Source organism: Neobacillus sp. DFD-2R (genome assembly GCF_057747865.1).
Genome location: NZ_CM173228.1, coordinates 1,973,893 through 1,987,860, shown reverse-complemented (window position 1 = coordinate 1,987,860; position 13,968 = coordinate 1,973,893). Strand labels below are relative to the sequence as shown.

Sequence of the window (13,968 nt, the reverse complement as noted above, 5' to 3'; positions counted from 1 at the left end):
TGTTTTACGGTTGGCTTCCACTTTTTGCACAAAAATGCGTATAATCGAAAATCTATAAAAATAGACTAAAAAGCTCTTTTTTGTACAAAATAAACACCGAAGAGATTTGAAAGGAGGATAATTATGACAAATCGAAATGACAACCGCGAACGCATGAATAAATACCCAAACAATAAGAAGCAGGATGCAGAATTCTCTAAAGAAACAAGCATTCGCAGTGAAATCACGAAAAAAGACATGCAAAAATAATCTATTACTATAAGTTCCTTTCAGGTAGACGAATGAACAACGTCTACCTGTATCTTTTTACATCTATTCCAATTTTAAAAAACCCTTTTTTCAATCCTATAAATCCAAACCATACGGCTTGAATGAAGAAAAATATTCCCCATAGTTGAGCAGGAATCAAAACGGTTATATGGGCAAGATTTGAAGCATCTCCTGCTGCACCTGGATCAACAAGACTGATCATTAAAATTTCGTAAGCACTTTTAATTGAATCTACCAGCAGGATCGATGCGATTAGAAGCAAGAGATTGTTTATTAGATTTGGGCTCCCTTTAATGAGTAAAAACAGGAAGATTACACCGAATGAGCAAAGCCAAAATAATCCGTATGGATTACGAACCCAAAAAATAAGATTCATTACGATAAAACCAAGTAAAATGTCAATAAAAATTGTGTATTTCTTTTTTCCAATCAACCAGAAAGATAGAAAGGCCATAAACGATGAAAAAACATAGCCTGCCATACTTGTGAAAAAGCTGCCAATCCAGGTTGATTGTTTACTATAAGTAACTCCTTCAGCATTCATGAATAAGGATATTCTTTCAACATTTCCTCCAAAAAGAGCAATCAAAGCATGTCCGGATTCATGTATGAGCGTATTGATTACTGCGATATAATTTCCAAGAATCGGAATCTGGATTAAAATATAGGCTACCACGAGGAAAAGAACAGATTTAATGCTTAATTTTTCTCTTACAAATCTCATCTTGTATTCTCCTCTTTTTTAACTTTATTTTCATTTTAACATTTATTGTTATTCCTGTATTAGCATTATGATATTTTCATTATCAATTCTTAACATTATTAAGCTATTTATATATTTGTTTTAAAAATATTACAATTCGAATCCTATTCGACAAACTACCAACTTTCATGTTACCATTAAGTTGTTTCATTAAAACTGGTAAATATTTTACAAGGAGGAATGAAATTGATTCAGTTTAAAAACATCATTAAGAAATACCGTTCAAGAACTATTATTAACTCTTTTACCTTGGACATTGAAGCAGGTCAGTTGGTTGTATTTATTGGCCCGAGCGGATGTGGTAAGACCACTTTACTCAAAATGATTAACAAATTGACTCAGCCGACTTCCGGGGAAATTTACGTTAATGGGAAGGATATCTCCAAAATAAATCCCATTGAGCTCCGAAGAAATATCGGTTATGTTATTCAAAATACGGGTTTATTTCCACATATGTCTATTCGGGAAAATTTAGAGTTAATTCCGAAGCTAAAGGGTGAAGATCCAAGTTCAATTGCCAAGAAAACACAGGAATTGCTTGAGATGGTTGGATTGGATCCAAAGGAATACATGCACCGTTATCCGAAGGAGTTAAGCGGTGGTCAGCAGCAACGGATAGGTGTTGCACGTGCCTTTTCCACCAATTCCGATATTATTTTGATGGATGAACCGTTCAGTGCATTAGATCCAGTTACCAGGAGCTCTCTCCAAGACGAATTATTCCAAATGCAAAAAGAATTAAATAAGACGATTATCTTTGTTACTCATGATATGGATGAAGCTATTAAAATAGCAGATAAGATTTGTCTTTTAAAAGATGGTGATATTCTCCAGTATAATACACCCGAAAATATTTTAAAAAATCCTGCCAATGACTTTGTGGAAAGTTTTATTGGAAAACGGAGAGTTTGGAACAATCCTGAACTATTGATGGCGGAAGATATTATGATTCAAAATCCTGTTAAGATAACTGGAATGCGGAACGTGCTCCAGGCAATCGAAATTATGAAGGATAACAAAGTCGACAGCTTAATGGTTACGGATAAAAATAATGTCCTTAAAGGGATGGTAACATTAAAAAGCATTCAGTTGCTTAATCGGACTACCGCAATTGAAATGATCATGGAGCAAAATATCCTGTCTGTTTCCCAAGAGACAAATTTAATATCCGTGTTAAAAACCATGAACGAACATAAAATCGGTTACTTGCCCGTTGTAAATAATGAGCTGCAATTAACCGGCCTAATTACGAGAAGCAGTATTCTCTCCGTTTTAAGCAGCCAATTAATTGATTTGGAGGTAGCTTTTTAATGGGTAATTTTTGGAATTATTTAACCGCAAACTATCAGCAAATTTTCAGTTTACTAGGGACTCACCTTTATTTAAGTATTGTTTCAGTTTTAATTGCGATTGTGATTGGTATTCCCCTAGGTATTTTCATATCAAAAGAGCCAAGACTTTCAAAGCCGATTATAGGAATAACAAATGTAATCCAAGCTGTACCAAGCTTAGCCCTACTAGGATTTTTGATCCCGTTAATCGGCATTGGAAGCACACCTGCAATTGTTATGGTTGTGCTATATTCACTTCTCCCAATCGTCAAAAATACGTTTACCGGATTAACGAATATTGATCCGGACATTCTGGAAGCCGCCAAAGGTATCGGTTTGACCAAAGGTCAAACGATGAAGAAGATTCAATTGCCATTAGCGTTACCGATGATTATGGCGGGTATCAGAATTTCAGCAGTAACTGCAGTCGGTTTGATGACAATTGCCGCATTTATCGGTGCGGGAGGTTTAGGGTACCTCGTGTTCTCAGGTGTGCAAACTGTTGATAATAACATGATTTTAGCCGGAGCAATTCCTGCTTGTATTTTGGCCCTTCTCATCGACTTTGCAGTAGGAAAACTTGAATCCACGCTTTCTTATACCGGCAAACAAAAATCATCTCAATCTCCATCCGGAGTTAGCAAGAATTCAAATAAATGGCTGATAGCGATTTGCAGTGTTGTTTTGATTGCTGCAGGAACGGTCACTGTTTATTCTTCAGCAAAAGCTGAAGATAAAGTTGTTATTGGCTCAAAAAACTTCAGTGAACAATTGATTTTAGGAAATATGCTTGCTGACTTAATAGAAAACAAAACTAATATTAAAGTAGAAAGAAAACTAAATCTTGGCGGCACACAGGTAGCCTTCAGCGCCTTAAATAAAGGCGATATTGATATGTATGTAGAATATACAGGTACCGGATTAGTTAATATCCTTAACAAAAATCCACAAAGTAACCCTAATCAGGTTTATGATATTGTCCAAAAGGAATTTAATAAAAAATATCAAATTCAATTATTAAAACCGCTCGGTTTCAATAACACCTATGCACTGGCAGTACGCCAGGATACTGCAAAACAGTATGGTCTGAACTCTATTACTGACCTTAGTAAAGTCAGTGATGGGTTAATCATGGGACCAACAATTGAATTTCCTAACCGAGAGGACGGGTTAATCGGGCTTTCGAAAACATATAACATGAAATTTCAAGATGTAAAAGCGGTTGATGGCGGATTACGGTACACAGCACTTAAAAATCATAAAAGTGATGTGATTGATGCCTTTTCTACCGATGGTTTACTTGAGGCTTTTCATTTAAAGGTATTAAAGGATGATAAACATTTCTTTCCACCCTATTACGCGGTTCCGATAATAAAAGAGAAAACATTAAAGAAACATCCGGAATTAAAAAATGTCATTAATTCACTTTCAGGGAAACTCACAGATGAAAAAATGCGTGAATTGAATTATAAAGTTGACAGCCTTAAACAGTCCCCTGTAAAGGTGGCAAAGGAATTTTTAGAAGAAGAAGGACTTTTGAAAAATTAGTAAAGAAAAGCCGCAATTCCCTTTTATACCGGGAAAACGGCTTTTCTTTTTTGTGAATTTTCCATCGATTTATGCCTATTCCTGATTGACAACTCGTTAGCATTTTTTTCTCATCAATCTTCTAAAAAATGAACAACTCTGTCAAATGTTTCATCATCACCAATGATTAGAAGGATATCCCCTTCAAGAATCAAAGCGTAAGGACCAGGTGAAATAATTAACTCTCCATTCCTTTTCATCCCTATTACAGTACCGCCTGTATTCTGCCAAAACTTCACTTCTGAGATGGTCTTACCGATGTGCGAACACCCTTGAAAAACCTCTACCTCAATCGGAGCCAAAGGATTCGTATGCCTGAGCTTGCCGGAATAATCCACGATTTTTCTTAATGTATCAAAAAGCTGTTCATCCAGCTTGTCTCTTTCTAAAATGAGTGTGTTTATATTCTTTTCAAGGTCTTTGATACTCTCCAAGTTCGTAAAGCGATGAATATATTTATAGGCGTTCTCACGGGATGATATTATTATCCCGCTGCCCTTTGTAGAATGAACTATCTCGACATCCTCTAAAATCTTAATTGCTCTTCTTACCGTTTCCGGAGATACTTTGTATTCGCTTGCTAAAGTTGACCTCCCATGAATTTTTTCCCCTACTTTAAATTTCCCATCGTATATTCGATTCGCCAAATCAATTGCAATCCGTTCATAAGTTGGTATTTGTGCCCTTTCCATTGCAACCCCCACGTGATTATCATTCTAAAAAAAGTCTGTACCTTATTTAATTTATTGATACATTTTTACTATAAGCTTTTAACCGCAAGTTTGCGAGGAGAAAAAAAGAAAATCGGAAGCGCCCGTTTAGCGCATGACAGGACTGGAGTGCACCGTATGAGAAAAAAACACTTTAATGAGAAAATTTACCTAAATTTCATTTTTTTCTTGACTGAGATCTATTAATATATGATAACTTTTATCAATTAAGCAGGAGGATTTAGTATGTTTAATCAATTTTTAAGGGAAAATCGTTATGTATCATTGCTTCTTACTGTTTTTCGGGTGTATCTTGGTTGGCAATGGCTAAATGCCGGCTGGGGGAAAATTTCAAGTAGCAAATTTGATGCAAGTGGCTTTTTATACGGAGCATTAAAGCAGGTATCCGGTGAACACCCGGCCGTTCAACCTTGGTGGGGTAACTTTTTGCATGATGTTGCATTACCACATGTTGAACTTTTTAATTTTATAGTCCCTTGGGGAGAATTCTTAGTCGGTTTAGCATTAATCATCGGTTTTTTCACTAATTTTGCAATGTTAATGGGTCTTTTTATGAATTTTGCTTACATGTTTTCAGGCACTACCAGCACTAATCCCCAGATGGTTCTTATCGGGATGTTTATTCTTTCAGCTGGAATTAATGCAGGGAAAATTGGTTTAGACCGCTGGATTAATCCATATTTAAAAAAATTGTTATCAAAAAAGCCGAAGCAAGAGGAAATCCCTTTAAGTGCATAAAACTATTTTCTGATATGTTTTACAAAATAGTACATAATGTTTATCGCAAACAACAATTAAGCTGCTTTTCTCCATAACGTTATCGTTTAATATTTGCCAACAAAACCAAAAATGGCCGCCAAGGCTGTCGATGGAAACATGACAGCCTGGCGGCCATTTAAACACTTGTATCCGTAAATGTGACAATTTACACTGTTACTGCCGCAAAGAACTCCTCATAAAGCGCATGAACCGCTCTTTTCTCTTCTACTTCTTTCACACCAAACATCATGCTCACCTCAGAGGAGCCTTGGTTGATCATTTCAATATTGACCTTTGCCTTTGCTAATGCTTTGGATGCTCTTGCCATTGTCCCAACATTACGGCGCATGCCTTCTCCGACTACCATTATGAGGGCCAGACCATGCACGATTTTCACTTCATCTGCATGTAAATCTCTTAAAATACGTTTTTTTATTTCATTTTCCATTTCAGGACGAAATTGATTCTCCCTCAATATAATTGATACATCATCAATTCCTGAAGGAGTGTGTTCATATGATAGTCCGTATTCTTCTAAAATACTTAAAAGTCTGCGGCCAAAGCCAATTTCTCTATTCATTAAGTATTTACTTACATATATACTGCAAAAACCTTGATCACTCGCAATACCAATTACAGGTCCATTTGTGTTGTCACGCTCATAGACAATTTTTGTCCCGGGTGCTGATGGATTATTCGTATTCTTGATTTGTACCGGAATCCCTGCTCTGAATGCCGGAACAAGCGCTTCATCATGTAATACAGTAAAACCTGCATATGAAAGTTCGCGCATTTCTCTATAAGTTAATTCCTTAATTTCCTTTGGTCTTTCAACAATAAAAGGGTTGACGGAGTATACAGCATCTACATCGGTAAAGTTCTCATATAAGTCTGCTTTTAGCCCATTAGCAAGGATTGAACCGGTAATATCCGACCCGCTCCGGGAAAAAGTGAACACTTCTCCTTCTTTGCTATAACCGAAGAAACCCGGAAAAATTAAAATACCGGAGCGTTCTCGCAGTGAATAGAGACGTTCATATGATTCCTCTAAAACCTGAGCATTCCCCGGCTCATCACTTACTAAAAGCCCGGCTTCTCCAGGGTCAATATAATGGGCCTCTATTCCCTGTTTACGAAAATAAGCGGCAACCAATTTTGCGTTATTATCCTCTCCACTCGCTTTTACCAGATCCATAAATCTATCAGGCTTGCTTCTATCTCCATTAAGCCTTTCCGATAAATCATGAGCAATCTCCATAATAACTTGATTCGGAATAGCTAATTCCTCTGCGATAGAGGAATATCTTTCTATCACCGCTTCAACCGTTTCTTTGGGATCCCTATTCAGCAAGCGTTGTTCAGCACACTCAATTAATAAATCTGTTACTTTCTGATCCTGTGAATTCCTTTTTCCAGGAGCGGATACAACGACAACTTTCCGCTCAGGATCTGAAATAACAATCTGGAATACCTTCTCGATTTGTTTTCCGGATGCTAAAGAGGATCCTCCAAACTTAATTACTTTCATTCTGACATCTCCTAATCTCTGAAAAATATATTTTTAATTTTAATCCTATTCAGAAAATAATCAAGAGTTTTTTTCTACGCAATAAGGACATTTGTATTTTTACAAAGGACATTTTTAGATTTTTAAAAAAAACAGGGATTCCGAATAGGAAATCCACTGTTTTTTATCCTAACATGAATATCACTTTTTATCGAAGTATTTCAATTAGATGGCTAAGAATTTTGGCCGTCAATCCCCAAATTACCTTTTCTTCATATCGGTAAAAATATTCGTCCAATCCTCTTGCCCGCCAATTGTATTTCTCACCGCCGGGGATTAAATTAAATGGAAAGTTCCCCTCAGGTACTACCTTAAAATTAATTTGATATATTTCCGGACTTGTATTCATAAAGAAAGATAAAGGTACTGTGAAAACTTCTCCTACCTCTGATGGATTAGGCTGAATCGTTTCGGGTTTATTGATGAAGCCGACAAAAGGATAAACAATCATACCAAAAGGAGATAGCATAAAATCAAGCGGTAAAACACCTTTGATATTCTCTTCTATAATACCTAATTCCTCAACAGTCTCACGTATCGCTGCATCCTTTTCCGTTGAATCCTGAAAATCAATTTTTCCTCCGGGAAAACATATTTCACCGGGCTGCCTTCTTAATTCAATTGATCTGACTTCAAATAATACATGAATGCCATCTTCTTTTTGAATCAATGGTACTAGGACAGCATATTTAGAAAATTTATCGCTTCCGAGGATTTTGGGTGCATGTGTTTTTAATTTCATCATTAGAGTTTCTAATTCCATTGGATTCACCTCTTATCACCTTTAAAACCTTCCTATTAATACAATACCATTTTTTCTATCCTTAATGTTTTTCTTTTCCATATTCTAAGGTCAAAAAAACAACCCAACCTTATCCAAGCCGGATTGTCTTTACTATCAATACTTATTCATTTTTTTCAATCCATGAATACATATAAGCCGGATCTTCAAGTTTGCCTGCTTCTTTAATTACTTTTAATGGGTGAAAGGTGTCAATCATCACTGCAAGTTCGAGTGTTTCTTTTTTCCCGATACTCGCTTCAATTTTCCCCGGGTGCGGACCGTGTGGTATTCCGCTGGGATGGAGGGTTATTGATCCCTCTTGTATTCCTTTTCGGCTCATAAAATTGCCCTTAACATAATAAAGGAGCTCATCACTATTAACGTTACTATGGTAATACGGTGCGGGAATGGACTCCGGGTGATAATCATAAAGTCGCGGAACGAAGGAACAGACCACAAAATGGTTTCCTTCAAAGGTCTGATGAACAGGAGGCGGCTGGTGAACCCTTCCGGTTATTGGCTCAAAATCTTCAATATTGAATACCCAGGGATACAGGTAACCATCCCAACCTACCACATCAAGAGGATGATGGCCGATAATATGTGAATGAATGAAACCTCTCGATTTGGTTAATACTTCATACTCCCCTTTTTGATTAAATGTTACTAACGATTCGGGACCGCGAATATCCCGTTCGCAAAATGGACTGTGCTCTAATAATTGGCCGTATTCATTCCGATAGCGCCTTGGAGTGGTAATTTGGCTAAAAGACTCAACAAACAACAGTTTTGTCATTTCATTTTCATTAGGAATCAAGCGAAAAATCGTTCCAATCGGTATGATTAGATAATCACCCGGACGATACGAAATGGTTCCGTACATCGTTTCAAGCTTTCCTGAACCGCGGTGAATAAAGAGTAATTCATCCCCGTCACCGTTTCGATAAAAGCTTTGCATTGCTTCTGTCACATTTGCTGTGCCAATTAATAAATCCTGATTTCCCAGTAGATATTCCCTTGCATTAATCGCATCTCCAGTCTTTAGTATCCTGCTTGTAAAAAAATGACGATGCTTCAAGGTCTGCTGTTCTTCAAATTCAGGTAAAAAACTGCTGACTAATTCAGCTTTAACCACTTCAGTAGGCATATAATGATGATATAAAATCGATTGGGTTCCTGAAAAACCTCTCGTCCCCATTACCTGCTCTCTAAAAAGGCGGCCATCTTCTTTTTTAAACATCGTATGCCGTTTGTGCGGTATTTCCCCCATTTGTCGGTAATACATCGCTTCACCTCGTTTCTGCGCTTAAACAATGGTATTCTTTAAAACTCCTAATCCTTCAATTTCCAACTCAATATCATCTCCGGGTTTAAGCCAGCGGAGCACTTTATTCCCATGCTCAAGAATACATCCAGTCCCAACCGTTCCGGAGCCAATGATCTCTCCAGGATAGAGCGTGACACCTTCTGAAGCCCTTTCAATCATTTCTGCAAACGAAAAATAGATGTCTTTCATATTACCTTCAGAAAGAGTAACTCCGTTCACTCGTGCTTTCATAGCCAGATTGAAGCCTTTTCCAACTTTTAATGGTTCTAACTCGTCCTTCGTAACGATCCACGGTCCAATTGAGGTTGCGAAGTCTTTCCCTTTTGCAGGGCCAAGTCCTACTTTCATTTCCTTTCTTTGCAGGTCTCTGGCACTCCAATCGTTTAAAATACAATAACCAAAAATAAAATTATCTGCATCCTTAGCACGAATATTTCTGCCCTTTTTTCCAATAATACAGGCGATCTCAAGCTCGTAATCAAGCCAGCCGCATTTAGGTGGGATAGCAATTTCATCCATAGGTCCCTTAATGGCGAGATGATTTGAAAAATAAAAAACAGGGATTTCATACCATTCTCTTATCATTTTTAGTCCCCTGTTTTCTCTGGCCGTTTTTACATGCTGTTCAAAAGCATAAAAATCGCGGAAACTTCTTGGCTGAGGCAGGGGTGCTTTTAATAGTAGATCGCTTAGAGGGTATACTCCTTTATCTTTTATGGATCGTAATAATAAACCTGAAGCTTTCTCTAAAAATTTTTCACTATGATCAAGAAACTCAAGTAAATTATCAGGCAGCTCACCACCTGAAGCTTCTTTAAGATCAACTGCATAATCCTGATTCAATAATATCCCTGCCCTAATTGTTCCATCTTTCTTCTCAAAAGTTACAAATTTCATTAACTCACCTTTCTTCCGTTCTTCGAACCATATCAAACATTTTTGCCAATGGATCGGTAAATGTGTTTCCTGCCATCCTCCCAATTGGGTGCAGTTTAGCTGTATCGATTTTTCCTTTGTTAAATAACTCGTCTTTTATGTGTACTTGAACAACCTTGCCGATCACTAGGCTACCGGCCCCGGGCGTTTCCCCAAAATGTAAAACTTGATACAGTTCACATTCTAAATGGATAAGTGATTCCTTTATTCGCGGGGCTTTTATCTTTATGCTTGGTTCTTTTGTTAAACCGACCCGCTCCATTTCGTCGACTTCAGCTGCATATTCAATCCCACAGTGATTCATCTGTTCAGCTATTTCTTCACTCACAATATTAATGACGAATTGTCCGGTGGATTCAATATTTACAAGGGTATCTTTTTTCGCCCCATCTGTTCCCCTTCTCATAGGTGAAAAGCAGATTAGCATCGGGTTTGCACAAATGGCAGTAAAGAAACTGAATGGTGCAGCATTTCCTACTCCATAATCATCTATTGTCGACACAAAGGCAATCGGACGGGGGAGGATTGATCCAACAAGTAGCTTATATGCATCTCTCCACTTAAGTGTTTCCGGGGTGATTTCCATTTAACGTCCACCACACTTTCCTTTAACCCTTTTTCAAAAAGGGAGAAATATTTCCTCCCTCTTTCCACTATATTTAGCCCCTTTAAAAATATATCGTTCTATTTATAATTATTTATAGATTTCCCCGTCTTTCCTGCTCGCGTTCAATGGACTCAAACAGGGCTTTAAAATTACCTTCACCAAAACCCCTTGCCCCCTTACGCTGAATAATTTCCATAAATAGGGTAGGACGGTCAACAATGGGCTTAGTAAAAATTTGCAATAAGTATCCTTCGTCGTCCCGGTCTACTAAAATATTCAACTCTCGAAGCTTCTCTATTTCTTCATCAATCTTCCCAATTCTTTCTCCCAAGGCTTCATAGTAAGAAGCTGGAGTAGTGAGGAACTCAACGCCGTTCTTTTTTAACGTTGTTACTGTAGAAACAATATCCTCTGTTAAGATTGCAAGATGCTGGACACCGGGACCGTTATAAAACTCTAAATATTCCTGGATTTGCGATTTGCGTTTTCCTACGGCGGGTTCATTGATTGGAAACTTGATTCTTCCGCCGTTATGCATGACTTTTGACATAAGCGCCGAATATTCAGTTGTTATGTCTTTGTCTGAGAAATGCTTCATTTCTTTAAAGCCCATCACTTTAGAGTAGTACTCGACCCATTCCTCCATACTTTCTACGTTTCCAACAACATGGTCAAAACCAATTAAGCCGGCGTCTTCAATTGGTAAAGACTGATTATAGGGTTCAAAGCCCGGCATAAAAATCCCCTGATAATTTTTCCGTTCAATTAACGTATGGATCGTATCTCCATATGTACCAAGAACGGCTTTTTTCAATACACCTTTTTCATCCTTCATCTCAAATGGTGCGACGTGTGCAATCGCACCTCTTTCAACAGCTGCCTGAAATGCTTTATCGACGTCATCAACTAAAAGAGCAACGTCTTTTACACCATCACCGTGTTTTTTTACAAATTGCGCGACCATGCTGTCTTCTTTGTATGAGCCAGTGAGGATAAGGCGAATATTCCGTTGCTTGAGGACATAAGAAACCGATTCGCGATTTCCGGTTTCAAGACCTGAATAAGCTACAGGCTGAAACCCAAACGCTGTACAAAAAAAGTGACAGGCTTGCTTTGCATTACCGGTAAAAATTTCTATATAATCAACATCTCTAACAGGAAAAAAGTCATTTACCAGCTGATCAGCTTTCAGTCTTTGTTCCTTCATTTAAAAACCTCCATTATAAAATAAATAATATTCTGAATTAATTTTATATGATGGATTTCCTTCCTCTCAAGAGTTGGAGGTAAAGCAATAACGCTTTTGGGCACTAAAGAACGGTAGGTACTTAGCATGCAAAAGCCCTAAAAAAAGAAACATTCCCATTAAAGAATGTTTCTTTCGTCAAAATATCAATATTTTCCAAGCAAAAAAAAATCTTTCGTCAAAAATTTTAATTATGAAAGAATCGCTCGGTCGCTCGCCATTTGAACACCGCGAATTCGTTTAAATTCCTCTAATAAGCCTTCAATCGTCAGCTTGTTTTTATTTTCTTCATTTACTTCTAAGATTATTTGTCCTTTATCCATCATGATCAATCGATTACCAAGATCAATTGCCTGCTGCATATTATGGGTAACCATTAATGTTGTCAGCCGATATCGATCGACGATCTCCCTTGTAAGGTTCGTAATCAACTCCGCTCTCGATGGATCAAGTGCCGCCGTGTGTTCATCCAGAAGCAAAATCGATGGCTCTGTGAATGTGGCCATTAAGAGGGAAAGAGCCTGCCGCTCCCCACCGGACAAGAGACCAACCTTGGCGTTTAGACGATTTTCCAAACCAAGATGCAAGGATTCGAGCACTTCTCGGAAATAATCGCGTCTTTTTTTCGTAACTCCTCTTCTCAGCGTTCTCGTTTTATTACGGGAAAAAGCCATTGCAAGATTTTCTTCAATCGTCATACTTGGAGCTGTACCCGCCATCGGATCCTGAAAGACACGGCCAATCATTTTTGATCGATTATATTCAGACATATGTGTAACATTTTTTTCACCAATATGGATTTCTCCAACATCAGGGGTTAAAACACCTGAAATGATATTCATTAAGGTTGACTTACCGGCACCATTACTTCCGATAATCGTCACGAAGTCACCTTGTTTCAGGGTTAGGTTGACATGATCAATGGCGATTTTTTCATCAGGTGTCCCTTCATTAAAAATCTTATGAATCTGATTTAAGTGCAACATGGCTCTCACCCTTTCGCTCACCGGAAGCCTGAATGGCCGACATTCTTTCAGCCTTTTTACGAGCTTTTCGCTTTTTCTCTTTTGAATTTTCAATCATTTTCGGTGCGGTTAACGCAATAAGGACAATGATCGCCGTAATTAACTTCACATCACCAGGACTAAAGAACTCAATTCTTAAAGCTAAAGTGACGACAATACGATAAATGATCGATCCTCCAATTACGGCAAAAGTTGTCCGAGCAATCGTTTTAGTCCCAAATAAAGCTTCACCAATGATCACTGATGCTAATCCAATAATAATCATACCAATTCCCATACCAACATCTGCAAACCCTCCCTGTTGGGCAATTAAAGCACCTGAGAAAGCTACCAAAGCATTAGAAAGCCCAAGGCCGAGTATAACAAGGAGATTTGTATTTGCAGAAAGACTCCGAATCATTCGTTTATTGTCACCGGTGGCTCTTACCGCAAGACCAATTTCAGTCTGTAAAAACCAGTCTGTGACCCATTTAATTATGAATGTTACGATTAACATAAAAATAAGGATTCCCCATGTTTCAGGTAAACTGTCACCGAGGCCAACTGATGTTAACATTTTGTTAAGAAAGGAATCGATTCCCGTTTTTTCAAATATATTACTAATCTTTGTAAAAGCTGTATCAACATTTAATAGTGGGATATTGGACTTGCCCATTATTCTTAGGTTAATAGAATAGAGAGCAATCATCATTAAAATTCCCGAAAGTAAATTATTTATTTTTCCAAAGGTATGAATTAAACCGGTCAAACATCCTGCGGCAAAACCGGCAATAAGCGCCATCATTGTGGCCAAAAACGGATTGACCCCTCCGGCAATCAAGACCGATGAAATCGCAGCACCGGTTACAAAACTCCCATCTACCGTTAAATCCGGAAAATCCAGTATTCGAAAGGATAGATAGACACCCAGTGCCATAATCGCGTAAATGATACCAGCTTCAAATGAACCAAATATTGCTGTAAACATTTTGATCATCCTTCCCTTCTTTATGTTTGGCCAAAGCTCTAACGCAAATCGCCATTTACTGATATATG

At 37.8% G+C, this 13,968-nt stretch carries 14 protein-coding genes; 4 read left to right on the top strand and 10 right to left on the bottom strand.

What is annotated here, in order from left to right; translation table 11 throughout:
* Positions 1-123: 123 nt before the first annotated feature.
* Positions 124-249: a hypothetical protein gene (locus AC3ANV_RS09930; RefSeq protein ID WP_488313454.1), complete on the top strand. Its 126-nt coding sequence runs from the start codon at positions 124-126 to the stop codon at positions 247-249.
* A gap of 43 nt (positions 250-292) precedes the next feature.
* Here the strand turns inward: AC3ANV_RS09930 and AC3ANV_RS09925 are convergent, their stop codons facing one another.
* Entirely contained in the window at positions 293-994 is a 702-nt protein-coding gene (locus tag AC3ANV_RS09925; RefSeq protein WP_488313453.1) for a M50 family metallopeptidase, read from the bottom strand.
* A gap of 225 nt (positions 995-1,219) precedes the next feature.
* Here AC3ANV_RS09925 and AC3ANV_RS09920 point away from each other — a divergent pair, with 225 nt between their 5' ends.
* Positions 1,220-2,344: an ABC transporter ATP-binding protein gene (locus AC3ANV_RS09920; RefSeq protein ID WP_488313452.1), complete on the top strand. Its 1,125-nt coding sequence runs from the start codon at positions 1,220-1,222 to the stop codon at positions 2,342-2,344.
* A complete protein-coding gene (locus AC3ANV_RS09915) occupies positions 2,344-3,912 on the top strand; it encodes an ABC transporter permease/substrate-binding protein (protein WP_488313451.1) in 1,569 nt (522 codons plus the stop codon). Before AC3ANV_RS09920 ends, AC3ANV_RS09915 begins: the two co-directional genes overlap by 1 nt.
* A gap of 113 nt (positions 3,913-4,025) precedes the next feature.
* Here the strand turns inward: AC3ANV_RS09915 and AC3ANV_RS09910 are convergent, their stop codons facing one another.
* Positions 4,026-4,643 (bottom strand): GntR family transcriptional regulator, encoded by a 618-nt coding sequence (locus AC3ANV_RS09910; RefSeq protein WP_488313450.1) that lies wholly within the window; start codon positions 4,641-4,643, stop codon positions 4,026-4,028.
* A gap of 264 nt (positions 4,644-4,907) precedes the next feature.
* Here AC3ANV_RS09910 and AC3ANV_RS09905 point away from each other — a divergent pair, with 264 nt between their 5' ends.
* The gene (locus tag AC3ANV_RS09905) at positions 4,908-5,420 is read left to right on the top strand and encodes a DoxX family protein (RefSeq protein WP_488313449.1); all 513 of its coding nucleotides are present in this window, start codon (positions 4,908-4,910) and stop codon (positions 5,418-5,420) included.
* 187 nt (positions 5,421-5,607) lie between these two features.
* Here AC3ANV_RS09905 and AC3ANV_RS09900 read toward each other — a convergent pair whose 3' ends face one another.
* The 8 genes from AC3ANV_RS09900 to AC3ANV_RS09865 form a co-directional block, all read right to left on the bottom strand.
* Positions 5,608-6,969: an aspartate kinase gene (locus tag AC3ANV_RS09900; protein WP_488313448.1), complete on the bottom strand. Its 1,362-nt coding sequence runs from the start codon at positions 6,967-6,969 to the stop codon at positions 5,608-5,610.
* A gap of 187 nt (positions 6,970-7,156) precedes the next feature.
* On the bottom strand, positions 7,157-7,771 hold the full coding sequence (locus AC3ANV_RS09895) for an NUDIX hydrolase (RefSeq protein WP_488313447.1): 615 nt from the start codon (positions 7,769-7,771) through the stop codon (positions 7,157-7,159).
* Positions 7,772-7,913: 142 nt separating this feature from the next.
* Entirely contained in the window at positions 7,914-9,077 is a 1,164-nt protein-coding gene (locus tag AC3ANV_RS09890) for a homogentisate 1,2-dioxygenase (RefSeq protein WP_488313446.1), read from the bottom strand.
* Positions 9,078-9,098: 21 nt separating this feature from the next.
* Positions 9,099-10,016, bottom strand: coding sequence for a fumarylacetoacetate hydrolase family protein (locus AC3ANV_RS09885; RefSeq protein ID WP_488313445.1), 918 nt, complete (start codon positions 10,014-10,016; stop codon positions 9,099-9,101).
* Positions 10,017-10,020: 4 nt separating this feature from the next.
* Complete coding sequence (locus tag AC3ANV_RS09880; RefSeq protein WP_488313444.1) at positions 10,021-10,641, bottom strand: flavin reductase family protein; 621 nt, start codon at positions 10,639-10,641, stop codon at positions 10,021-10,023.
* Positions 10,642-10,753: 112 nt separating this feature from the next.
* Complete coding sequence (gene hppD, locus AC3ANV_RS09875; protein ID WP_488313443.1) at positions 10,754-11,869, bottom strand: 4-hydroxyphenylpyruvate dioxygenase; 1,116 nt, start codon at positions 11,867-11,869, stop codon at positions 10,754-10,756.
* A 230-nt stretch (positions 11,870-12,099) separates the two neighbouring features.
* Positions 12,100-12,894, bottom strand: coding sequence for an ABC transporter ATP-binding protein (locus tag AC3ANV_RS09870; protein WP_488313442.1), 795 nt, complete (start codon positions 12,892-12,894; stop codon positions 12,100-12,102).
* The gene (locus tag AC3ANV_RS09865; RefSeq protein WP_488313441.1) at positions 12,869-13,900 is read right to left on the bottom strand and encodes an ABC transporter permease; all 1,032 of its coding nucleotides are present in this window, start codon (positions 13,898-13,900) and stop codon (positions 12,869-12,871) included. The genes AC3ANV_RS09870 and AC3ANV_RS09865 overlap by 26 nt, the downstream gene beginning before the upstream one ends.
* Positions 13,901-13,968 lie beyond the last annotated feature (68 nt).